This is a genomic window from Duganella guangzhouensis, from assembly GCF_009674535.1.
GTDB classification, from domain to species: Bacteria; Pseudomonadota; Gammaproteobacteria; order Burkholderiales; family Burkholderiaceae_D; genus Rugamonas; species Rugamonas guangzhouensis.
In genome coordinates this window covers 158,692-181,587 of the sequence record NZ_WKJK01000015.1, presented here as the reverse complement: position 1 = coordinate 181,587, position 22,896 = coordinate 158,692, and the positions used below count along the sequence as shown (strand labels likewise).

General features: G+C 61.4%; 13 protein-coding genes. 1 reads left to right on the top strand and 12 read right to left on the bottom strand.

The features are described from left to right. From GJ699_RS25160 to GJ699_RS25110, 11 genes are all read right to left on the bottom strand, one after another. Positions 1-1,972: condensation domain-containing protein (locus GJ699_RS25160; RefSeq protein WP_154381519.1), on the bottom strand; the 1,972-nt coding region annotated here is incomplete at its 3' end. Then, complete coding sequence (locus GJ699_RS25155) at positions 1,969-4,881, bottom strand: non-ribosomal peptide synthetase (RefSeq protein WP_154381517.1); 2,913 nt, start codon at positions 4,879-4,881, stop codon at positions 1,969-1,971. The genes GJ699_RS25160 and GJ699_RS25155, both read right to left, overlap by 4 nt. Next, positions 4,874-15,619, bottom strand: coding sequence for a non-ribosomal peptide synthetase (locus GJ699_RS25150; RefSeq protein ID WP_154381515.1), 10,746 nt, complete (start codon positions 15,617-15,619; stop codon positions 4,874-4,876). The genes GJ699_RS25155 and GJ699_RS25150 overlap by 8 nt, the downstream gene beginning before the upstream one ends. 15 nt (positions 15,620-15,634) lie before the next feature. Beyond that, positions 15,635-16,612 (bottom strand): TauD/TfdA family dioxygenase, encoded by a 978-nt coding sequence (locus GJ699_RS25145; RefSeq protein ID WP_154381513.1) that lies wholly within the window; start codon positions 16,610-16,612, stop codon positions 15,635-15,637. Between the two features lie 3 nt (positions 16,613-16,615). Beyond that, positions 16,616-17,293, bottom strand: a complete 678-nt coding sequence (locus GJ699_RS25140; protein ID WP_154381511.1) for a 4'-phosphopantetheinyl transferase family protein — start codon at positions 17,291-17,293, stop codon at positions 16,616-16,618. Beyond that, positions 17,271-18,002, bottom strand: a complete 732-nt coding sequence (locus GJ699_RS25135; RefSeq protein WP_154381509.1) for a thioesterase II family protein — start codon at positions 18,000-18,002, stop codon at positions 17,271-17,273. Before GJ699_RS25135 ends, GJ699_RS25140 begins: the two co-directional genes overlap by 23 nt. 5 nt (positions 18,003-18,007) lie before the next feature. Beyond that, the gene (locus GJ699_RS25130) at positions 18,008-18,238 is read right to left on the bottom strand and encodes an MbtH family protein (protein ID WP_154381507.1); all 231 of its coding nucleotides are present in this window, start codon (positions 18,236-18,238) and stop codon (positions 18,008-18,010) included. A 106-nt stretch (positions 18,239-18,344) separates the two neighbouring features. Beyond that, a complete protein-coding gene (locus GJ699_RS25125; protein WP_154381505.1) occupies positions 18,345-18,563 on the bottom strand; it encodes a DUF4880 domain-containing protein in 219 nt (72 codons plus the stop codon). 92 nt (positions 18,564-18,655) lie between these two features. After that, positions 18,656-19,168, bottom strand: a complete 513-nt coding sequence (locus GJ699_RS25120) for a sigma-70 family RNA polymerase sigma factor (RefSeq protein ID WP_229262287.1) — start codon at positions 19,166-19,168, stop codon at positions 18,656-18,658. Between the two features lie 198 nt (positions 19,169-19,366). Further along, the gene (locus tag GJ699_RS25115) at positions 19,367-19,891 is read right to left on the bottom strand and encodes a methylated-DNA--[protein]-cysteine S-methyltransferase (protein WP_154381501.1); all 525 of its coding nucleotides are present in this window, start codon (positions 19,889-19,891) and stop codon (positions 19,367-19,369) included. Between the two features lie 2 nt (positions 19,892-19,893). Next, a complete protein-coding gene (locus GJ699_RS25110) occupies positions 19,894-20,505 on the bottom strand; it encodes a TetR/AcrR family transcriptional regulator (protein WP_154381499.1) in 612 nt (203 codons plus the stop codon). A 146-nt stretch (positions 20,506-20,651) separates the two neighbouring features. Between GJ699_RS25110 and GJ699_RS25105 the strand changes: the two genes are divergently transcribed. Continuing rightward, positions 20,652-21,827: an MFS transporter gene (locus GJ699_RS25105; RefSeq protein WP_154381497.1), complete on the top strand. Its 1,176-nt coding sequence runs from the start codon at positions 20,652-20,654 to the stop codon at positions 21,825-21,827. Here GJ699_RS25105 and GJ699_RS25100 read toward each other — a convergent pair. Next, positions 21,814-22,866 carry a S41 family peptidase gene (locus GJ699_RS25100; RefSeq protein WP_154381495.1) on the bottom strand — a complete coding sequence of 351 codons (1,053 nt, stop codon included), beginning with the start codon at positions 22,864-22,866 and terminating at the stop codon, positions 21,814-21,816. The genes GJ699_RS25105 and GJ699_RS25100 overlap by 14 nt on opposite strands. Between the last annotated feature and the right edge of the window lie 30 nt (positions 22,867-22,896).

The window sequence follows — 22,896 nt, the reverse complement described above, 5'->3', positions numbered from 1 at the left end:
TGATGGTCGAGAATTGCAGCATGCGGTCGCTGCGCGTCAGGCCGAAGTAGCCTTGCGCGACCTGGCTGTGTTCCGCCAGCGTGGCATGGTTGATGCCGATGCCTTTCGGCTTGCCGGTCGATCCCGAAGTGTAGATGATATAGGCCAGCGCGGCGCCATGCAGCGCGATGCCAGGATTGGCGGCGCTGTGATGCGACACATCGAGGAGATCGGTGTGCAAGATCTGCAGACCTTCGGGCGCCGGAATGCGTGCGGCGACCGAGGACTGCGTCAGCAGCAGGCGCATGCCGCTGTCTTCGACCATCGCGGCCAGGCGCTCGGCCGGATAATCCGGGTCCAGCGGCACATAGGCGCCGCCGGCCTTCAGAATCGCCAGCAGGCCGACGATCATGCCGGTCGACCGCTCCAGCGCCACGCCCACTGGAATCTCCGGCCGCACACCATGGGCGATCAGATGATGGGCCAGCCGATTGATGCGGCGATTCAGCTCCGCGTAGCTCAATTCATCGTCGCCGTGTACCAGCGCGGTCGCCTCAGGGTGCGCGCCAGCTTCACGTTCAAACATCTGAAGCACGGTTTCCTGGTCTGGATGGCGCTGGGCATTCATGCCCAGTTGAGCCAAATGCGCGCGGTCCGTATCCCCCAACAGATCGACACTGGCGACGCTCAGGTCAGGCTGCATTGCCATTTGCTGAAGCACGCGCTGGAAGCAGCCAGCCAGCCACTCCACCGTCGCGCGATCAAACATGTCACTATTGTATTCAAGCCGTCCGCGCACGCGCGCGCTGCCCAGACTGACATCCAGCGACAAATCGAATTTTGCGCCGGATTCGGCAAAATCCAGCGCTGTGCAGCGCACACCACCGAAGTCCAGCTGCGCCAGCGCATCATCCATTTGCACGCCCAGCATCACCTGGAATAACGGACTACGCGCGGGATCGCGCCGTTCGCTACGATTTTCCAGCAACCGTTCAAACGACAGTTCCGCATGATCCAGCGCGGCCATCGCATCCGAGCGAACCTGCTGCAGCACTTCGCGCAACCGCATATGCGGCGTGATACGGACCCGGAACACTTGCGTGGTAATGAAATAGCCGATCATCTCCTGCACCGCTTCATGCTGGCGGCCTGCGTTTGGCACACCCACCGCGAAGTCATGCTGACCGCTGTAACGCGCTATCAGTACCTGCCAGGCCGCCATCAACACCATGAACGGACTACTCTTTTGCTCGCGGCAGTAGCGCTGCAGCGTCGCCGCCAGTTCCGGTTGCAGCGTGAAATACACCGCGCCGCCCTGGTAGCTGCGCGCGACGGGCCGTACGCGATCTGCCGGCAAATCAAGTGGCTGCACCTGCTCACCGAGATAGTCATTCCAATAAGCGACGTCCCGCTGCTGCGCGCTCTGTCCCTCTTGCTCCGACTGCCACAGCGCGTAGTCGGCGTATTGCAGAGGCAAAGCTGGCAGCTGCTCGCCGCGATAAGCCTTGCTCAAATCGCGAGCAAGAATGGGATTCGACCAGGCGTCCGACACGATATGGTGCAGGCACAGAGCCAGCACGTGTTCATCGGCGCTGCGGCGTATCAGCGTCGCCATCAGCATGGCGCCGCCGTCAAGATCGAATACATGGTTCGCCACTGCGGCGATTTCCTGTTGCAGCTGATGTGGATAGGCATCCTCTGCAGCGCCGGACAGGTCCACGCGTTTCAACGTAAAGTTCACCTGTGTTTGCGGCTGTTGCAGCGGCACGCCATCGCGGGCAAAAAAGCGATGCCGCAGGACGGCATGACGATCGAGCACCGCATGGAAGGCACGCTCCAGCGCATCCGCATCCAGCGGGCCATCGAAGCGCAAGGCGCGCGGCAAATTGTAAGCGGTGAGTGCGGGTTCCAGTTTTTGCAGAAACCATAGCTGCTGCTGCGCCGGCGACAGCGGAACAGCCTGACCGTCTTCTGCTCGGGTCATATCATTCATTCGGTTTCCTTATTGATGCGGTTGCGCAGCACGTTCGCCAGCGCGGCAACGTTGGGATGGTCGAACACCACGGCGGCGGCGACTTCCAGTTGCAGATGCTTGCGGATGCGCGCGACCAGCTTGATGACCTGCAGCGAATGGCCGCCGAGCTCAAAGAAGTCATCGTGAATGCTTACCTGCTCGCGGCCCAGTACCTCGGCCATGCAAGTGGCCAGCAGCGTCTCCAGTTCATCGCGTGGTGCCACTGACGTGGTGTCGCTGCTGGTCAGTTTCGCGGCCAACGCGAGACGGTCTATCTTGCCATTGGCCAGACGCGGGAATTCGGACAGCCAGGTGTAATGCGCGGGGACCATCGGCGCTGGCAACAGCCTGGCCAGCGCGGTACGCATATCGGCCTGTTCGCCAACCAGGAAAGCAGCCAACTGCTGGCCATCCTGCGTCGGCAGCACCACTGCCTGGCGGATGCCATTCTGATTGAGCAGCGTGGCTTCGATCTCGCCTGGCTCGATGCGGTAACCGCGAATTTTGAATTGATGATCGGCGCGGCCGGCCAGGCGAATGCCGCCTTCCGGCAGCACGTATGCCAGATCACCGGTACGGTAAAGACGCGAGCCCGGAGACATCGGATCGTCGATGAAGACATCGCCAGCATCACGATTCAGGTAACCAGCGCAGAGTTGAGCACCACCGACATATACGACGCCTTTCGCGCCGGCAGGCACCGGACGCAGGTTGTCATCGAGTACGCGAACGATGTTGTTCGCCAGCGGTTCGGTCAATGGCAGAACCTCGCCTTGCGCGGCCGCTGGATCAACTGCATGCACCAGCACACCGACGGTGGTTTCGGTTGGACCGTAGTGGTTGTACACCGCGCATTCTGGCGCCAAGGTGGCGAGGCGTTCAATCAGCGAGCGTGGTGCGGCCTCTCCGCCCAGTACCAGCTTGCGTGGCAGTTGTGGCTCGGCGCAATCGAGCAAGGCCTCCAGGTGGGACGGCACCATTTTGAGGCCGTCGATGGCATAGCGGCGCATGAAGCGGCTGAAGGCTGCGCCATCACGGGTTTCGGCATCGCTGGCCACTACCAGCGTGGCGCCATGATATAGCGCGCCAAACAAGGCGGTATTGCCCAGGTCCGCAGCGACGGTGCTGGTCAACGCCCAGCGGCGTATGGTGTACAGGTCCAGTGCATCGGAAACGGCGCGAACATAGTTATGCAAAGCGCCATGGGTGATGATAACGCCTTTCGGCTGGCCGGTTGAACCGGAGGTATAGAGTACGTAGGCCAGCGCATCGCCGCTGGCCGGGGCTTGTGCCGGCGTTGCGTCATACGGCGTCAGATCGATCTGGTCGATCACGGCTTCGTTGGCTGACAGGGATTCGGTCCATCCTGTCGCGTACAGCACCAGCGCCGGACGCGCATCGGCCAACACGCTATTGCGGCGCGCAGCAGGCCATTCCGGTTCGAGCGGGAGATAAGCTGCGCCAGCCGACCACGCGGCCAGTATGCCAACCAACATATCTGGAGAACGCGGCAGATTCAGCGCCACCAGCGAACCGGGCGACACCCCTCGCGATTTCATCCAGTGCCCGAGGCGGTTTGCGCGTGCCATCAGTTCGGCGTAACTCCAGCTGATATCGTCCGTCAGGACCGCATTTGCATCCGGTGTACGCTGCGCCCACTGTGCGATATGCGACGGCAGGCTGCCGACGCCGAAATCCGCGCGCTTTTGCCAGGCTGCTTGCGCTGCTGCTTCCTGCGACCCGATGATCTGGTAGTCACGCACCTTTGCTTCCGGAGCTTCCAGCACTGCGTTCAGCAAGGTCAGAAATTGTTCCGCTAGACGTCCCAGTGTGGCCTGGCTGTAATGCGTGGCATCCAGCACCAATGTGGCTTCGGTATCGGACCAGACTAGCTGTAACATCAATTCACATCCCGTTGATACCGGGTGTCGCAGCACCGGCCATGGTGATGGCTGCCCTGCACTGTAAAGAAAGCCAATCTCCAGCGCAGCGCTGGACGCCGCGTGCTCCGGGGTCCAGCCTTCCTGCGATTCGATGTGCTGCGCTACATGGTTGATGCAGCGTGCCAGCCAGGCGGCATAGGATTCATCCGCCACGATACTGGCCAGGACCGGCAGCGTTTTTTCGTAGACGCCGATACCACCTTGCATAGGCTCGTAATCCAGCCGGCAATCGTGGCGCCAGGAGATGACGCTGGCTTCGTAGCCAGTCAAATGCGCCAGCAGCAGCGACCACACGGATAACAGAACGGTTTCGGCTGAACAGTCGCTGGCGGCTGCCAGTTGGTTGACGCGGCTGACCAGGGTGCTGTTAATGGCGGATGAATATTGTAACGGCGCTTGCAGCGTCAAGGCGCTGCGCATGGACAGGCGCGGCGGCGACAAGGAGGCCATGCCACGCAGTTGCGCGTCCCAGTAGCTACGCGCGGCGGCGCTGGTGGCGTCTTCATCCAGATCCTGACGCCATTCGACGTAATCGCCGTATTGGAAAGGTTCTTCGGCATCCGCGTCGTCATGATACCGGGATGCTATCTGCATCAGCAAAGCGCGCAGGCTGGAGGCGTCCACCATCAGCGCCGGTGCTTCCAGCGACAATGTGGCGCTACCTTGGCCTTCGTCCAGCACCGAGACGCGCAGCTGCGACAGCGCAGCCAAAGGCGCCTGGCGCAGCCCGCGGTAGCCTTCGACTTCACCAAACTCGTAGCGCAGCACTTCATGGCGCGCGATGACCTGGTCTGCCGCATCACGCAGCCTGGCCACGTCGACGGCGCCGACCCGCGCCGTCAACACCATCGGCTGCAAATCCGCAGGCCTCTTCGCTGCCAGCAGCATGCGCTGCTCAGGCGACAGCGCGATGCCAGCTTGCTTCAATTGTCCCAACTCATTCATTCGTTTCGTCTCGCATTGAATTGACTTTGATAGCAGGTTCAGAACTGACGGCGGCAACCGCGTCTCCCAGATCCGCGCGATTGAACATTGCCCCCATGGCGACCACGATCTTGCGCGGACCTTCAAATGGATCGCGTGCATGCGCGGCCAACATGTTGTCCAGCATGACCACATCGCCTTTACGCCAGTCGAAACGCACCGCGCAATCCTCATAAGCCTGACCGATGATGGCCATCGTTTGGTCCGGAATCACGCTGCCATCACCGAAGTAGACCTGGCGTGGCATGCGTTCCGCGCCGACCAGCGACAGCAGGTCATTACGTCCGTCCTCCTCCAGACAGCTCACATGATGCAGCTGCACTTGATTGAAGAACACGCGTTCACCGGTTACCGGATGGGTAATCACGGCCGGGCAACGGGTGCTGGTTTGCAGTTCATCGTTCTTCAGCCAGCGCCATTCGATGCCGGCCAGCGCCAGACGCGCTTCAACTTCGGCATGACTGCTGGTCTTGAAGAATTCGCGCCACGGCACATCCAGCCGGTCGGTAAAGGTTCGAACGTACAGCAGCTCTTTGCTCTCGAACTCCGCTACCAATTCAGGCGGCAAGCGGCGCAGCATTTCGCGACAATCGACGATCGGTGTGGCACCGCCGACCGCGGATGGCAGTTCGCAGTAGAACCACTGTTTGCGCGGCCAGCGGTCCAGGTGCGCGCTCTCGTTGTGGAACAGGATCATCTGCTGCTCCGGATAAGGCGTGGAGCGGTAGGTATTGCGCCCACCTTCTTTCTTCGGCAGATCGCCGTAATTGCCATACAGTTCAGGCTCGATCACTTCGGCGAAATTTTCAAACTGCTGTGGCGTATCGAGGCCGAAGTTGCGGAACAGGATGCCGCCATGGCGAGCCAATGCGCTATCGATAAAGTCACGTTGCGTGCGTGCCCATGCAACCGGGTCGATGTCGCTACTGCCCTCCACAACCAGCGGGAATGGGCGGTCCGGGTGTAACAGCGCGGTACGTACGGCTGGACGTGGCTCGGCTTTTGCACCATCGCGGTTGCCGAGCTTTTTCAGCTTATCCAGCTTGCTGGTTTTAGTTTCAATCATAGGTTCATCCTTGATGATGGCGATTGGGTAGCTGCCCAACGGATCGTCCGGTTTGCTCACTACAGCGCGCAGCAATGCCTGCCACTGCGCGGCGACCTTGGCGATGCGCTCGCGTCCATACAGCGCGGTGGAAAACACCCATTGGGCATTCAAGCCTTCGGCGTTCTGGCTGACGAAGACGGCGAGGTCGAATTTCGATTGTGTCGTCGCTTGTGCTGTCAATTCGATTTGCAGGCCCGGAATTTCGAAGCGTGATTCGGGAACGTTCTGCATCACGAACAGCACTTGCACCAGTGGCTTGCGCTGGCGGCCGCGCGCCAGACCGGCCACGCCGAGGATCTGGTCGAAAGGCAGATCCTGGTGAGCATAGGCGGCCAGGCTATCGTCGCGCGATTGCGCCAGCCATTGCTGGAAGCTCAATTGCTCCTGGTAGCGGGAGCGCAGCGGCAGCACGTTGACGAAGAAGCCGATCAGCGATTCCAGCGCCGGGTGATTACGTCCCGCCAAATCGGTGCCGATGACCAGATCGGCGGCGCCACTCTGGCGATGCAGCAGCAACTGGAAGGACGCCAACAGCACGGTGAACAACGAGGTTCTCTGCGTATTCGCCAGGCGGCTGAGTTGCTGTGTCAAGTCCTGATCCAGCATGACCGTGATGGCATCGCCCTGGCTTGACGCCAGCGCCGCCTCATTGGTTTGACCATGCGGTAAAGTGGATACAACCGGCGCGGCTTCCAGCGCGCTGCGCCAGAAGGCATGATCGCTGTCCGCCTGCGCCGCCAGTTTTCGGGCATGCCAGTCGGCGTAGTCCGCGTACTGGATTTCCAGCGCCGCTGCAGCAGGTGCGCCGGAACACAGTGAACGGTAGGCACTGACAAAGTCACGAATGAAGACCGATTGCGACCAACCATCGAAAGCAATGTGATGTACTGCCAGCAGTAACACATGATGGCGCGCGGACTGCCGCACCAGCGTTGCACGCAGCACTGGGCCGCTGGCCAGATCGAATGGCGCATCGGCGTGCTGCCGGGCCACCTGTTCCAGCTGGCCGCTTTCCAACTCCAGCACGTCGAAGGCTATCAGCGCGTCAGCACCGGATTGGATGTGAGCGACCGGATCGCCGTCCTCGTTTTCCCGATAGACTGTGCGCAGCACTTCGTGTCGGTTGACCAGCGCTTGCAAGCTGGCGTGCAGCACCGCGACATCCAACTCGCCGTTCAGCGTTAACGAAGCCGCCATATTGTAGGCTCTGCGCTCCGCTTCGGCCGACATGCGGTCCACCAGCCACAAACGGCGCTGTGCCGGCGATAGCGACATGGCCGCGGTACGTGGAATTGCGCGTAACGGCAGATCGCTGACCGACGCCTGCTGCTCCAGCTGGCTCGCCATATCCGATAGCAGCGGGTATTCAAACACTTTGCGCAGCGGCAGATCGAGGCCGCTTGCAATCCGCAGACGCGTGGTCATGGCGATCGCCAGCAGCGAATGGCCGCCAAGTTCAAAGAAATGATCCTCGCGATGGATCTCGGCGACGCCCAGCACCTCGGACCAGATCGCGGCCAGTGTCTGCTCTCGCTGGCCCAGCGGCGGCTGGCCGCTGCGCTGCGCATTCACCTGTTCTGGCAATGGCAGTGCCTTGCGGTCTAACTTGCCGTTGGCGTTCAGTGGCATGGAAGGCAGTACCATCACTGCCGCCGGCACCATATAGTCCGGCAGGACGGCCGACAACGCGGCTTTGATGCTTGCGCTATCGAGTTGCTGGCCGCTCGCTGGCGCGGCATAAGCCAGCAAGCGCGCACCACCCGGCCCTTTCTGCACCATCACGAGTCCAGCACCGACGCCCGGCACAGCGCGCAAGCGTGCTTCGATTTCACCAAGCTCGATACGGAAGCCACGGATCTTGACCTGATCATCGGCGCGGCCAAGATACTCCAATTGCCCTTCCCTATTCCAGCGCGCCAGGTCGCCGCTACGGTACAGGCGCGCGCCAGCCGCGCTGAATGGGTCGGCGATGAAGCGGCTGGCCGTCAAACCGGGACGACGCAAATAGCCACGCGCCAGACCGGCACCGCTTACATACAGCTCGCCGGCGACACCCAGTGGGACTGGATTGAGTTGCGCATCCAGCACATGCAAGCCAAGATCCGGCAGCGCCGTGCCGATCGGGCTGCGTGCAACGCCCAGGTCAGCTGCGGTGATGCGCCGGTAAGTCACATGCACCGTGGTTTCGGTGATGCCGTACATATTGATCAGTTGCGGTGTGCTATCGCCAAAATGCGCGATCCAAGGCCGCAGACTTTCCGGCTCCAGTGCCTCGCCGCCAAATATGACCGTGCGCAGTGCCAGTGCCTCACCTTCATACAGGCCTGGCGCCTGCATCAGTTGAGCGAATGCGGACGGCGTCTGGTTCAGAACCGTCACGCGCTCGCGCCGCATCAGGGCAAGAAATTCATGCGGTGCACGGCTGACCAGAAACGGCACCAGCACCAGACGGCCGCCGTAGCACAGCGCACCGAATATCTCCCACACGGAAAAATCGAAGGCGTGGGAGTGGAACAACGTCCAGACGTCGCCCGGTCCGAAATTGAATAACGGCTCGCTGCCTTCAAGCAGACGCAGTACGTTGCGATGCGTAAGCTGCGCGCCTTTGGGCATGCCGGTGGACCCGGAGGTGTAGATCACATATGCCAGGTTATCCGGGTGGCAGGCTACTTGCGGATTATCGGTGCTGTAGCCGCTCAAATCGATCATGTCGGTGGCAACCGCGCGTTCATAGGATTGCGACAGGCTGCTGTGGGTCAGCACCAGCTCCACGCCGCTGTCCTCAACGATGTAGGCCAGGCGTTCCGGCGGATAGTCTGGGTCCAGCGGTACATAGGCGGCGCCGGTTTTCAACACTGCCAGCATGGCGATCAGCAGTTCCGGACTGCGCTTATACGCCAGCCCCGCGCGCTGCTCCGTCCCCAGGCCGAGGGAGATCAGGTGATGAGCCAGGCGGTTGGCGCGGAGGTTCAGCTCCGCATAGCTCAGATGGTCGTCACCGAATGTCAGCGCTATCGCCTCCGGGTGTGCTTTTGCTTGCGCTTCGATCCGCTGTTGTAGCGTGCCCTCGCCGGCGACAAAACCGCGCAGCGCGGACAGTTGGCGCATCTGTTCCTGTTCTTCGGCGTTCAGCAGCTCAAGGGCATGCAGCGGTGCGTCGGCATTGTCGGCCAGTGCGCGCAGCAGCGCCAGATAGTGCTCCGCCATCCGGGCGATGGTCTGCGGTTCGAACAATTCACGCGCGTAGCCGAAAGCCACTGTCATGCCGCCATCGCTGGTCTCGGTGCTGTTGACCACCAGTTCGAACTGGGCGGACTGCTCACCCAGTTCCAGCCGCTCCAGCGTCAGGCCTGGCAAGTCGTCCAGTACGGCCAGTTTATCGCGCTGATGATTCAGCATCACCTGGAACAGCGGGTGGCTGCCCATGCTGCGTTCCGGCTGCAGCGCCTCGACCAGCTGCTCAAATGGCAGATCCTGATGCGACTGTGCGTCCAGCGTCGCGCTGCGGGCCTGCGCAAGCAAGGTACGCAGTGTGCTATACGCATCGACGCTGCCCCGCAGTACCTGGGTATTGACAAACAGGCCGACGATGCCGGCGGTATCAGCGTGATGACGGTTCGCCGCCGGCACGCCGATACGAATATCCTGCTGCCCCGAGTAGCGATACAACAGCGCCTGCAGCGCCGCCAACAACGCCATGAATGGCGTGGCGCCTTGCGCGCGCACCGCATGTTGCAGTCTTTGCGCTAATGCCATGTCGAGTGTGACGCGATGCTGTCCAAGCGTATAGCTATCCGCGCGCGCCGAACGGGGATGGTCGGTGTACAGTTGGAGCACTGGCTGTTCACCGGATAGCTGCCGCTTCCAGTATGCCAGCTGGCGGTCACCTTCCCCACCCGCCAGCCAGCCGCGCTGCCAGGCCGCGTAGTCGGCATAGCTATGCGGGAGCGTTGGCAGTCGCAGCGGCTTGCCTTGCAGGTGCGCCCGATATAGCTGGACCAGTTCCTCAATCAGTACCTGCATTGACCAACCATCAGAGATGATGTGGTGCATACACAGCACCAGTTGCCATGACTGCTCGGCGGTGCGGACTACGGCCACGCGCAGCAGCGGACCTTTGCACAGGTCGAACGGCTGCTGGCGTATATCGTTCGCCGCCGGCGTGGATCGCAGGTCGATCAGCGGGATCTCCAGTTCAAGCTTGGGTAGCACGCGCTGAAGGGCTTGCCCTTGCTCGCCAGCGTCAAAGACGGTACGCAGCGAGGCGTGACGGTCGGTCAAAGCCTGGAATGCGGTGCGCAACGCAGTCATATCGAGTACGCCACGCAGCACCAGCGATCCAGCAATATGGTATGCGCTGCTGGACGGGTCCAGGCGCCACAGGAACCACAACCGTTCCTGCGCATACGATGCCAGATGGTTGACCGCTGGCGGCAGCGTTTTGATCGCCGCCGATGCTGACGTTGCTGGCACGGCTGGTGTGATCGAGGCGGCCAGCGCTGACAGTACCGGGTACTCGAATACCTGGCGGCCATGTAGGCGCAGCGCGGCTTTGCGGGCGCGGGCGATCAGTTTCAGGCTCAGGATGGAATCGCCACCGAGTTCAAAGAAGTTGGCATGGCGGCTGATTTTTTCAACGCCCAGCAGTTCGGACCAGATGGCCGCCAATGCTGTCTCCACTTCTCCTTGCGGTGCTTCAAAGCTGATCGCTTGCGCCGCCTGCGGCTGCGGTAATGCGCGGCGATCCAGCTTGCCGTTGGCGTTGAGCGGCAAAGCATCCATCAGCGTCAGGCTTGCGGGCACCATGTAGTCAGGCAGCCGCTGTACCAATTGCGACAGCAACGCAGCGTTGCCGATGGCGGCACCAACTGATGGCACGGCATACGCGTGCAGCTGCATGCGGCCATCTTCGGCTGCAATCGCCAGGACTTCGGCAGTCGCCACACCATCCAGTGCGGCCAATGCGGCAGCGACTTCACGCGGCTCGACGCGGTAGCCGCGTATCTTGACCTGATCGTCGGCGCGGCCGAGGAATTCCAGCGCACCGCCAGGCAATTGACGTACGCGGTCACCGGTGCGGTACAAACGACTCCCGGCAGTGTCAAATGGATGCGCGACAAAGCGGTCCGCACTCAGGCCGGGACGGCTGATATAGCCGCGCGCGACGGCCCGGCCACCGAGATAAAGTTCGCCTGCCGCGCCCACCGGTACCGGATTGAGCTCTGCATCGAACACCCATGCCTGGCTGTTAGGGAGTGGCATGCCGACTGGCAGCGTGGCGCCGCCATCCAATCCCGCGCTGGCTGGGTAAGTCAGGATGCCAACCGTGGTTTCTGTAGGGCCGTAATGATTGATAACGGCACAGGCGGGACGCAGGCGCTGCACGCGCTCCAGCAGCGCAGGCGATGTCGCCTCGCCGCCCAGTACCAGGCGCTGACGTGGAATCACATCCTCGGGTTGGTTGGCATGCAGCAGCGCTTGCAGATGGCTCGGCACGATCTTCATCACGTCGATGGCATGTGCGCGCATGTAGTCGGCAAAGCCGTCGGGATCAAACGCGCGCTCGCGGCTAATCAGATGCAGCGTGTGGCCGGCGCATAGGGCACCGAAAAAGCTGGTATGACCCAGGTCCGCCGCCACGGTGGACACCATGGCGACCTGCGCGCCCGATACTGGCAGCGCCAGGCGGCCGAGTACACCTTGCACATAGTTGGCCAGGCCGCCATGCGTAATCAGCACGCCTTTCGGTTGACCGGTCGAACCGGATGTGTAGATCAGATAGGCCGCCTGCTGCGGCTGTGGCACCTGCGGCGTGAATGCGGAAGCGTGTTCGGATGCGCCGTTCAGCATCAGTTGCGGCACGTCGGTATTCCATGCCAGATGGGTGGTGGTCAGCATCAGCGCGGCGCCGCAGTCTTTGAGCTGCCACGCGAGGCGCTCCGCCGGCAGCGCGGAATCCAGCGGCACGTAGACGCCGCCAGCCTTCAGCACCGCCAATACGCCAAGCACAAAGGCGTTGGAGCGTTCGGCATGCAAACCGACCCGCACTTCAGCACGGACGCCGCGCTGATGCAGCAACTGCGCCAACTGGTCGGACTGCTGGTCCAGCGCGGCGTAGCTCAGGGTCTCATTTTCATGGCGCACCGCCATGCGCTGAGGATGGCGCGCGACGGCCTGGCGCCACAGGAACAGGATATCCGGCGCATCGAAGTTTTCGCTTGGACCACGCAGGCGCGAGACTGCGCCTGGCCATTGCAGCGCCGCTGGAGCAACTTCTGGCTGTACCATTAACTGGCGCGCAAAGTCCTGCAAGGCGATGGCGAATTGGGCGACGGTGCTTTCGTTCAGCAGGCTCGCATCGTAGACCCAGCGGGTGGCGATGCCGCCAGCTGCATCGGTATAGTCCAGGCTTATATCGAAGTGCGCCGGGCCAGCCTGGATTTCCTCCAGCGCGATTGCCTGCCCTGCCAGCATCAGATCCTGCGGCACGCCAGGCAGCTCGGTGCATTTGACCTGGAACAGTGGATGCACGCCGGGCTGGCGCTCTGGTTGCAACGCTTCGACCAGCATATCGAACGGCAGCTCGCTGTGCGCTTGCGCTTCGGTGACGGCCACACGCACCTGCTCCAGAAAATGCGTGAACGGTTGGCGTGGATCGATGTGCGTGCGCAGTACGGTCAGGCTAACCATGTAGCCAATCAGTCCATGCGTTTCCGCCTGCTGGCGGTTGGCCGCCGGCGCGCCCACGCGCAGATCGGTCTGGCCACTGAGGCGGTACAACAGCGTTTTGAGCAAGGCCAGCATAGCCATATACAGCGTTACGCCTTGCGAGCGGGCGTATTGACGCAGCGCGGCGCTCAAATCCTGTGGCCACAGGCTGGCATGCACGCCGGCCAACGCGGCCTGCGTACCAGTGCGGGGACGGTCCAGCGGCAGCGCCAGTACTTCGTGCTCGCTGCCCAGACGTTGACGCCAATAGTCGAGTTGACGCTCCAGTTCCGCGCCCTGCAATTGCTGCCGCTGCCAGTTGGCGAAATCGGCAAAGCGCACCGGCAGTGGCGCCAGCGGCATCGCATCGCCAGCAGTGTGCGCGGCGTAAGCTGCCACCAGCTCGCGGACGGCGATTTGAAGCGACCAGCCGTCGGCGGCGATATGGTGGGCGGCCAGTACCAGCTCACCGCCGCTTGCTGTGCGCAGCAGCGTGGCACGGAATGGCAATTCGGTGGCAAGATCAAATGGTGCGCTGGCTAAGGCTTGCGTAGCGACGTCCAGGTCTTTGCTTGCGCCGAGATCCGCCGTCATTAAAGCAAACCGGCTGGCGGGCACGATCTGCTGCAGCGGCGCGCCATCGGCATCGGTGATAAAGATGGTACGCAACGGCTCATGGCGCGCGACCAGATCCTGTAGCGCCGACTTCAATGCCTGTAGATTCAGCCCGGATGGCAGCTGAATGCGCACGGCCAGGTTGTAAGCCGGACTTGCAGGCGCGAGCGCCCACGTCAGCCACAAGCTGCGTTGTGCCAGCGACAGCGGCAATGGTGTTCCTTCATCAGCTGCGGTGCGAGGGATGCCAACGACAGGCGCAGCGCTAGCTGCGGTTGACAGCAACGCGCGCAGTTGTGCGGCGCATGCGTCCAGCAATGGGAACTCAAAGATCAATCGCGCGGGGAACACGATGTTACAGCGCTGTGCAATCAGCGCTGCGGCCTGCACAGCTCCCAGCGAGTTACCGCCAGCGACAAAGAAATGCGTATCGCGGGCCAATGGCGCTTCCGCTTTAAGTACCTGCTGCCAGATGACAGCAAGTTCGCGGCCGATAGCATCGTCCATGGGCGCGCTCTGCGTTGGCAGCGCAGCCGTGGCACCTTGCAGGAAGCTGCCGAAAGCGTAGGTGGCATAGGCGTCCAGTGATCCATTGAGCCAACCCTGGCGGCAAGCGCCGCGTTGCAGCTTGCCACTGGAGGTCTTGGGCAAGGCCCCCGGTTGCAGCAGCAGCGCAACTGATACCGGCTCGCGGCAAACCACGCTGACGGCCTGGCTCAATGCGTCGACCAGAACCTGCGGCGGCACCAGCTTTTGCAAGCCGCGCGATACCTCGGCGGCGACGCCGATACCCTCACCGCCTTGCGGCAGCTGCACCGCAAACGCCGCAACGCGGCCCTTGCGCACGGCCTCTACTTCCGCTTCAATCGCGCGTTCCATATCCTGTGGATAGAGATTTTGGCCGCGCAGGATAATGACGTCCTTGATACGGCCAGCGATGTAAAGCTGGCCTTCATGGAAGAAGCCCAGGTCGCCGGTGCGCAACCAGCGCAAGCCATCACGCATGGCGAAGGTGCATGCGGTGTCGTCGGGGCGCTGCCAATAACCTTGTCCGATACTTGGACCGGTGGCCCAGATTTCACCAACGCGTCCGCCGTCCAGCGTTGCGCCGCTCTGCGCATCGATAATCACGATACGGTGTGCCGAGGGTATGGTGCCGCAGGCCACCAGCAGTTGGCCATCCGCCGTCGCGCGCGGCTGGCCGGCAGCGATACTGGCTGCATCGAACGCGCAAGCAGTCATGCCAGCACCACGGCGGCCGCCGCTGAGCAACAGCGTTGCTTCGGCCAGGCCGTAACACGGATAAACGGCATGGGCATCAAAGCCACATGGCGCGAAGTACGTAATGAAGGAAGCCAGCGTATCGTGCCGCACCGGTTCCGCACCGGAGAACGCCACGCGCCAGCTGGACAAGTCCAACTCCGCCAACTGCGCTTCACGCACGCGCTCCAAACAAAGACGGAATGCAAAATCGGGCCCGCCGCTGATAGTGCCGCGATGGCGCGAGATCGCCTCCAGCCAGCGCACCGGACGCTCCAGGAAGAACGATGGACTCATCAACACCACCAGAATGCCGCGATGGAAAGGCTGCAACAGCCCACCGATCAAGCCCATGTCGTGATACAGCGGCAGCCAGCTGACAAATACATCATCGGCCGTGATGCCCATGGACTCTTCGATGGCGCGCTCGTTGGCCATCAGATTGGCGTGACTGACCATGACGCCTTTCGGCGACGAGGTCGATCCCGAGGTGTATTGCAGGAAGGCGATCTCGCCAGGTTGCGGCGCATAGGGACGCCACAAGGCGGCACGCGCGCTATCGACGGCATCCACCGCCAACGCCTGCGCGGCGCCAAAGATGCGATGTTCGCCCAGCAGCGCCAACACCGCGCGGCTGGTCAGCACACAGGCAGCGGAACAATCGGCCGCGATGCCGGACAAGCGCGCCAGATGCTGCTCGCGCACCGACTCCGGCGGGAACACCGGCACCGCAGTCAGGCCGGCATACAAGCAGGCGAAAAACGCGATCACATAATGTTCATCATTATCAAGCACCAGCAGCGCACGGTCGCCCGGCGCAAAGCTGGCTTGCAGTTCTGCCGCCAGCGCGCGCACGCGCAGATCCAGCTGCGCGTAACTGAACTCGCGCTCACCTTCGCGGCCGACAGCGATCAGCGCTTTGGCGTCGGGCCGCAGATCGGCCAGCATCCGCAGTTGTTCGACCATGCTGGCCGGCGCCTGGAGAGGAATCTGGTTGGGGGAATTCATCGTCGCTTACTCGCTTTAAAACAGGTCCAGATTGCCGTGCGGCTCAGCCATCGCCACCACCACCTTGCGCGGCCCTTTAAATGGCGCGCGCGCGTGCGCGGCCAGCATGTTGTCGAGCATGAGCACATCGCCGTCCTGCCATGGGAAGCTCACGGTTTCCGCCGCCAGCACGGCGCGTATCTCGTCGAACACTTCATCGGGAATGATGCTACCGTCGGCGTAGAACACATTGCGCGGCAGGTTCTCGATGCCGCACAGCTCCTCCAGCGACTCGCGCACTTCCGGCTGCAGGTTCGAGACATGGAACAAGTGCCCCTGGTTGAACCACACCTTGTCGCCGGTATGCGGATGGATGGCGATGGCCTGACATAGCTGCGTGGTACGCAGGCCGTCATCTTCCTTCCACTCCCATTCGATACGGGTGCGGCGGCAGAATGTCTCGACGTCGGCACGGTTTTCGGTGTTGAACACCTGCTGCCACGGCAGATCGAACTCGCCGTAGTTGCGCACATAGCGCATGCCGGGCGCGAAGCGCGCGCGTATATGTTCAGGCATGCGGCGATAGATGGCGCGGCTGTCGGCGATGGGCGTCTCGCCGCCGCTGACTGCGGAAAGCACACTATGGAACCAGATCTTCATCGGCCATTCGCGGGTATAAGCCTGTTCGTTGTGCAGCGGGATGTGCTGATGCGCCGGATATTCGGTGGAAGTGTAGACGCCGCTGCCGACGCTGCTGCGCGGCGTCGACGCGAATTCATAGTTCAGCAGCGGATGGCCGAAGCCTGCCGCAAACTGCTGGAAGTCCTGCACGCTCGGCACGCTGAAGCCGCGCAGCAGCACGCCGCCAACCAGTTTCAGATGCGTGTCGATTTCCGCCGCCAGGCGCGCTTGCGCCACCAGCAGTGGTTCGCCCGCATACGCTGGCGTAATCAGCACCGGCAGTTCCGAGCCTTCCGGCGCGGTGCGCTCAAATCGTGTCATCAATTCCATCATGGTTCAATCCTTTGTATGCCAGGCCAGTGCGGCGCTGTATTGGACGGGTGCGGGTAGCAAACAGGCTTGCAGCGGCGGCCAGTGCGCCATCTGATGGCGCAGTTGTAGCCGGCGGCCAGGCTGGCGCAGCACGGTAACTTGCTGAAGATGCTCGGAGACGCCAACACCGAGTGCTTTTAACGCGGCCTCCTTGGCGCTCCAGTAATCGTAGAAAATAGTGGTGTCATGCCGGCTGGCGGCCAGCGCCAGCTGTTCTTCCAGCGTCAGCGCATGCGGCGCCAGCGCCGTGGTATCCATGCTGCTGTCACGCTGCTCCACATCCACACCCAGCGCGCCTATGGTGTCGCCGCCCAGCGCGACTAATACATAGCGGCCGGAATGCGCGACATTGAAGGCGGGACCTTCATGTGACAGCAGTTGCGGTTTGCCGTGCGCGCCCGCGCCAAAGCGCAGCCGCTGCGGCGCCACCGATACCGCATGCCCCAGCAGACGGCGCAAGGCCGCGCGGCCAGCGATGCTCCGCACACGGTCGGCGGGACGGCGCAGGCGCGCGATGCGTGAGCGTTCATCATCGCTAAGCAGCTGCACATCCTCCGCTGCGGGTGGCGCCTGCAAGTCCAGCGCCAGCTGCCAGACCGCGCTGCCGGCGGGGACGCAATCAGGCAGTGGCAACTGCTGCATCGGCGACTCCCGCAAACCGGTATTTCAGTCCGCGCAAGATGGCTTGCAGTACCGCGGTTTCCTGCTGGCGTATAAAGAAATGGCCGCCTTCGAACCAGTGCAGCGCGAATGCAGTACCGGCCTCGCGCTGCCATGACAGCACGCGCGCGCCGCCGATATCATCCTGGCGGCCGGCCAGCACTTCCAGCGGCATGGGCAAACGTTCGCTCTCGCGGTACACAAAGCTCCGGCACAGGCGGTAATCGGCGCCGAGAATATCCAGCGTCATGCGCAGCAGCTCGGGGCTATCGAATACTTCTTCCGGTGTGCCACCCTGGCGGCGCATATCGGCAATCAGCTCGGCATCGCTGGTACCGCCGAAACGATCCATATCGCGCCGTGATGGTCCGGCGGTACCGGAGGCGAACAGGATGCGCGGCAGCGCCAGGCCCTGATCGCGCTGATGGCAAGCCATGCCCCACGACAGCAGCGCGCCCATGCTGTGGCCAAACAGCGCATACGGCTGCTGCATCAGTGCCGCGTTTTCGCGGCAAAGCTGCGGCACCAGCTGATCGAAATGCTCGACGCAGGCTTCGGACAAGCGCCGCCCACGGCCCGGCAATTCCACCGGCACCAGGTTGACCCAGGCCGGCATCAGCCGCTTCCAACGCAGATACATGGTCGCGCTGGCGCCCGCATTGGGAAGGCACAGAAGATTGATCACCGCCATGGCAGTCAGGCCACCAGGTCTTGCGCAGACATCCACTCCCGCAGCGAGCGCGGACGCATGTCGGTCCATACCTGCTCGACGTAAGCGAGCACGGTTTGCTTGTCACCCTGAATGCCGTCTATCGCGGTCCATCCACCGGGTACGGCCTTCCATTGCGGCCAGATCGAATATTGGTCTTCGTGATTTTTGAGAACGATGAAGGTTTCGTCCTCGCGGTCAAAACAGCTGGTAGACATGTAACGTCCCTTTTCGGCATTGAACAGAAGCGCGGCCGGAGCATCAAGCTCCGTGCCTCTGTTGCCAAGACGTGTCTACAGCTGAATTGTTTAGTGGCGTAAGAAATTAATTTGCTGATTCATCGCCGAAGGCTGGCGGAATCAGGCCGCTCAGCATCCACAAACGGCATGCCTTTTCGTACTGCTTGCAGTGACGTTCATCGGCGGCCAGCCAGCGTTGCAATTCCTCGCGCGCGGCGGCATCAAATTGTGTGCGCTCGTGTTCGCGCACTACCCATGCCCACGCGGTATCCCATATCGGGTCCGGGGCGTTATCGTTATCCATGCTTACTCCCGACGCGGGCGGATCGCGCCTCGCTGTTTTTTGCAAGCATAGAGCAGAACAGCCGGAAACACCAGTTTCCTTATGAAAGCTTCTTAATCGTCCAACAAATTACGACAACCCTGCAAGGCGTCGAGGGCGTCACGTATCATGAAATTGACCAGCGTTGCGGAACAGCCTAGCGTGAGCGCGATATCGCGCTGAGTCATTTCCTGCAACCGGTACAGCTCAAAAGCGCGGCGCGTGCGTTCGGGCAGACGGCCCAGCGCCTGTTCAAGCGCAGCAATCACCTGCTTCTCGTTCAGCACTTTTTCCGGCGTCACCAACGTGGGACGCGCCATTTCTTCCACGTCCAAGCCGAAACTGCGATAGCTGGCTTCGGTCGTGCGGCGTCGAAAATGATCCATCGCCAGATTGCGGACCACCTGACAGCAATAGAACAGCGGCTTCTGCACACTGCGCATGCAACTGCCGTCGGCCAGTTTCAGGTAGGCGTCCTGCATGATTTCATCGGCAAAGTCGGCCGTACGGACGATACTCATGGCAATACGGCGCAGTTGCTCTCTGTGTTGCACAAAGATTTCGACTAGTGGCGTTTGTAAAGACAAGATGACGCTCCCATTTTTTGCGTTTCCCGGAATGATAATAATTATCATTCAATAATACATTAAAGTAGCTTCATGTTGTTAAATTTATATACTTGACATATATTTTTTATCCCGCGACATTCGCCAAACGCAAAAAAGGGCAGCCCACACTGGACTGCCCTTTTTCAATACTGGAGCGGGGGAAGTGTCTCGAACAGCCTACTGCCGTCCCCCATTCATTCTGACGGCTTTACCCCCTTCGAAATTACAGCCCTCAACAGTCAACAATACCTGCTTGGCCTTCAGTCCTCCGGCAAATCCAGTCAGCGTGCCATCCGCGCCGATGACCCGGTGGCACGGCGCGATGATAGAAATGGGATTGCGACCGTTTGCCGCTCCCACCGCCCGCACGGCGCTAGGCAGGCCGATCTGCGCGGCAATTTCGCCGTAGGTGCGTGTTTCGCCAAACGGAATGGTGAGCAGCGCCGCCCACACCTTCCGCTGGAATTCCGTGCCTTTAAAGTCCAGTTTGACATTGAAACCACTACGACGGCCGGTAAAGTATTCGCTCAGTTGCTGCGCCACCTGGTTCAATACCACGTTGTCGGGATTGTCGACCAAAGGAGCAAGCTTGACCCGATCAGGCCGATCGACTTCCCACAGAATGGCCGCCAGCGCGTCGCCCTTGGCCACCAGGCGTAACTTGCCGACCGGTGAATCGACCCACATGCATTCATACGCCATATTCACTCTCCGTTCAGGCGCCGTGCACTGGGCGCTTTCGTATGGTCGATTACCCTGCCGATGCGGCGCTGCGTGACCGCCAGGATTTTGTCCGACAACACCGGATCGTCCACCATCCGCGCCACCGTCAGGGCACCGATCATATTGGTCAGCAAACTGATCGCCATGTCATCGCGGTCCTCGCCATCGCGCGCATGCATGAACGGGGCGACTGTGTCGGTAATCTTGCGAAAACTGTTGGTTGCCGCATGGCGCGTGTCATCGTTGGCGCGCACCAGTTCACTACCCATGGCGGCGAGCGGACAACCATCTTCCACATTGTCACGGTAGTTAGATGTCATGTATTCATTAAAAACGCGCAATATCGCATCGCCCCCCGTCTCCGCCGCCGCAGCGGAATCCCGCAGCAGATTTTTTTCGGTAGCGGACAGGGCTTCGGTCACCAATTGATCCTTCGAGGTGAAATGGCGGTAAAAACCACCGTGGCTCAATCCAGCGCTCGCCATGATCTGCGCTACGCCGGTGGCCTCTATTCCCTGCTTGCGAAATGCCTTGGCTGCGATCTCGACGATGCGCCTCCGCGTCTCTGCGGTCTCTGCTTTCGATTTTTTCATCTTGCTACTCCTTCCGAGTTTCTCACGCCATCATAACAAATTTATTTTTTAGTGCAAGCACGTCATCTATATTGACTTTCCAGATTGTGACTCCTATCATTCCGATTACTTAGTGACACATCATCATCTATAAAGGAAGCACTATCATGGATAAACGCCTGCTGATACTCGCCTTGGGGATGTTTGCCCTCGGAACCGACAGCTTTGTTGTGGCTGGCGTGTTGCCGGCCATATCCCAATCGTTCAACATCGACGTCGGCCTGGCGGGACAGCTGACCACCGCATACGCGATTGCCTATGCCCTGCTGTCGCCCACCATCGCCGCGCTGGCGGCATCGGTGCCACGAAAAAAACTGATGTTGTCCGGCCTGGGTGTGTTCGTGATCGCCAACCTGGCCACCGCCGTCGCGCCGAGTTTCGGCCTGGCTTTGCTGTCCCGCGTGTTTGCAGGACTGGGCGCCGCGATGTACGCCCCAACCGCGACCGGCACGGGCGCCATGATTGTGCAGCCCGAACAGCGCGGCAAGGCGTTGACCATCATCGTGGCCGGCTTGACCGCAGCCACCGCGCTGGGTTCGCCGATGGGAACGGTGATAGGCGGCCTTGGCGACTGGCGCTGGACCATGGTGTTCGTCTCCGCCATCGGCCTGATCGCGGCCACCGGCATTGCACTGCTCCTCAAGCACATTCCGATGCCGCCCAAGGTCAGCCTCCGTGCCCGCGTGGCGCCGTTGAGCGACAAGCGTGTCGGCCTGGTGTTGGCAACCACGTTGTTGGCGATGGCCGGCAATTTTGTGATCTACACCTATTTTTCGGTGGTGTTCGACCGCGTGCTGAGCAGCACCGCGCTGTTTGGCGCCTTGCTGGTCCTGTGGGGTTCTGGCGGCACGCTGACCAACCTCGTGCTATCGCGGCTGCTGGATAAATTTGGTCCGCGCTGGGTACTGGTGGTGATGCTCTCGGTGCTGGTGGTCGACATGGCGCTGCTGCCCTGGACCAGCGCGCAGCTGTGGTCGTCGGTGCTGGCGATCGGCGTGTGGGGCATCGCCGGCTGGGGCATCATGGGGCCACAACAATATCGCCTGGTGGGCCTGGCGCCGACCACCGCCCCGGTGGTGCTCGGCCTGAATACCGCAGCCACCTATCTGGGCGTCACAGCCGCCGGTGTGCTTGGCGCCGCCGGACTGCATATTCTCGGTGGTCACAACCTGGCATTGTTTGCGGTGTTGCTGTTCGCCCTGGCCGCCATGACTTCCGAACTGGCGACGCGCAGCATCGCTGGCCCGGATGATGCAAAGACACTAGGCTTTAGTGGCCCGTAGCAACAGAGGGGCTGCTGGCATTCAGTTGTCGCACCATCAGATCTTGGGCCGCCACCAGTGCATCGTCCCCCTTTGCCGCCACATCCGGGATAACGCCCGCGCCCTCCCAGTTTGTATGGGTGATTGGGCTGATCGAGCGCATGCTTGGTATGAAGGCGACAAAATGTTCGTTGAGTCGATATGGACGCGAAGCGTTAGCGCCGCCCCAGGTGCGTTCGCCGATCACCGTGGCGCGTTTCAACGCCTGTAGCTGGTACGCGAACGATTCGGCGGCGGACTTCGTATTAGGGCCGGTCAGGATCAGGACCGGCTTCTTGCCGCCATAGCGTTTGCCGTCAAGCTTATCCTGCGTCCAATACTGCGTGGTGATGCCGGTCGCACGTTCCCAGGTGTCGTTGAGGCGGGTGCGCTCGTCAACCAGATAGCTGATCAATAGCGCTACCGAGTCTCCGCCGCCACCGCCGTTGTTGCGCAGATCGATGATGAGGCCATCGGTGTCAGCCAGTGCATTCATCGCTGCGGCGAACTTGTCGGAAACGAGGAAAACCGGCCCGAAAGAGGAAATCTGCAGGTAACCAATATTGGGACCAAGGTGCTCAACCTTTTCCACGCCAAGGTTGGAGGCGAGGATTCTTTCCAGCACGGCTGGCGGCACCTGTTTTTCCCACTCCGCCCGGGTCTGGGGTGGCGGCGGCATTGCGCCGTCGGGCGGCACCGGGCGGGCACTGACATCGACTAACAGATGCTGGTCGTGGATAACGCCATTAATGTCATCCAACAGCTGTTTGGCCAACTGTTTACCATCGGTGATCGCATCGTACTTGCCCGCGCGCTGGTGCTGGCGTAGGACCACCTCGACTTGTTTGGCTTGGTCTGGAAAAACGTAGTTGGCATTCAGCTTGGCAATCAACGTATCGATGACCTCCAGGCGGGTCGCCTGATCGACCTCCACGCTCGGCGGCGGCGGTGGCGTACTGGCGATTGCTGCCGTCGCAGTCAGGAATAACAAAGACAATGTGACCATCCATTTCTTATTCATTATTTTCCCTTCACATCAATATGTGGAAAC

What these genes read in the sequence shown, in the direction of transcription:
- GJ699_RS25155 (WP_154381517.1), bottom strand. Translation starts at nt 4,881, where the DNA reads ATGAATGAGTTGGGACAATTGAAGCAAGCTGGCATCGCGCTGTCGCCT.
- GJ699_RS25150 (WP_154381515.1), bottom strand. Translation starts at nt 15,619, where the DNA reads ATGAATTCCCCCAACCAGATTCCTCTCCAGGCGCCGGCCAGCATGGTC.
- GJ699_RS25145 (WP_154381513.1), bottom strand. Translation starts at nt 16,612, where the DNA reads ATGATGGAATTGATGACACGATTTGAGCGCACCGCGCCGGAAGGCTCG.
- GJ699_RS25140 (WP_154381511.1), bottom strand. Translation starts at nt 17,293, where the DNA reads ATGCAGCAGTTGCCACTGCCTGATTGCGTCCCCGCCGGCAGCGCGGTC.
- GJ699_RS25135 (WP_154381509.1), bottom strand. Translation starts at nt 18,002, where the DNA reads ATGGCGGTGATCAATCTTCTGTGCCTTCCCAATGCGGGCGCCAGCGCG.
- GJ699_RS25130 (WP_154381507.1), bottom strand. Translation starts at nt 18,238, where the DNA reads ATGTCTACCAGCTGTTTTGACCGCGAGGACGAAACCTTCATCGTTCTC.
- GJ699_RS25125 (WP_154381505.1), bottom strand. Translation starts at nt 18,563, where the DNA reads ATGGATAACGATAACGCCCCGGACCCGATATGGGATACCGCGTGGGCA.
- GJ699_RS25115 (WP_154381501.1), bottom strand. Translation starts at nt 19,891, where the DNA reads ATGGCGTATGAATGCATGTGGGTCGATTCACCGGTCGGCAAGTTACGC.
- GJ699_RS25110 (WP_154381499.1), bottom strand. Translation starts at nt 20,505, where the DNA reads ATGAAAAAATCGAAAGCAGAGACCGCAGAGACGCGGAGGCGCATCGTC.
- GJ699_RS25105 (WP_154381497.1), top strand. Translation starts at nt 20,652, where the DNA reads ATGGATAAACGCCTGCTGATACTCGCCTTGGGGATGTTTGCCCTCGGA.
- GJ699_RS25100 (WP_154381495.1), bottom strand. Translation starts at nt 22,866, where the DNA reads ATGAATAAGAAATGGATGGTCACATTGTCTTTGTTATTCCTGACTGCG.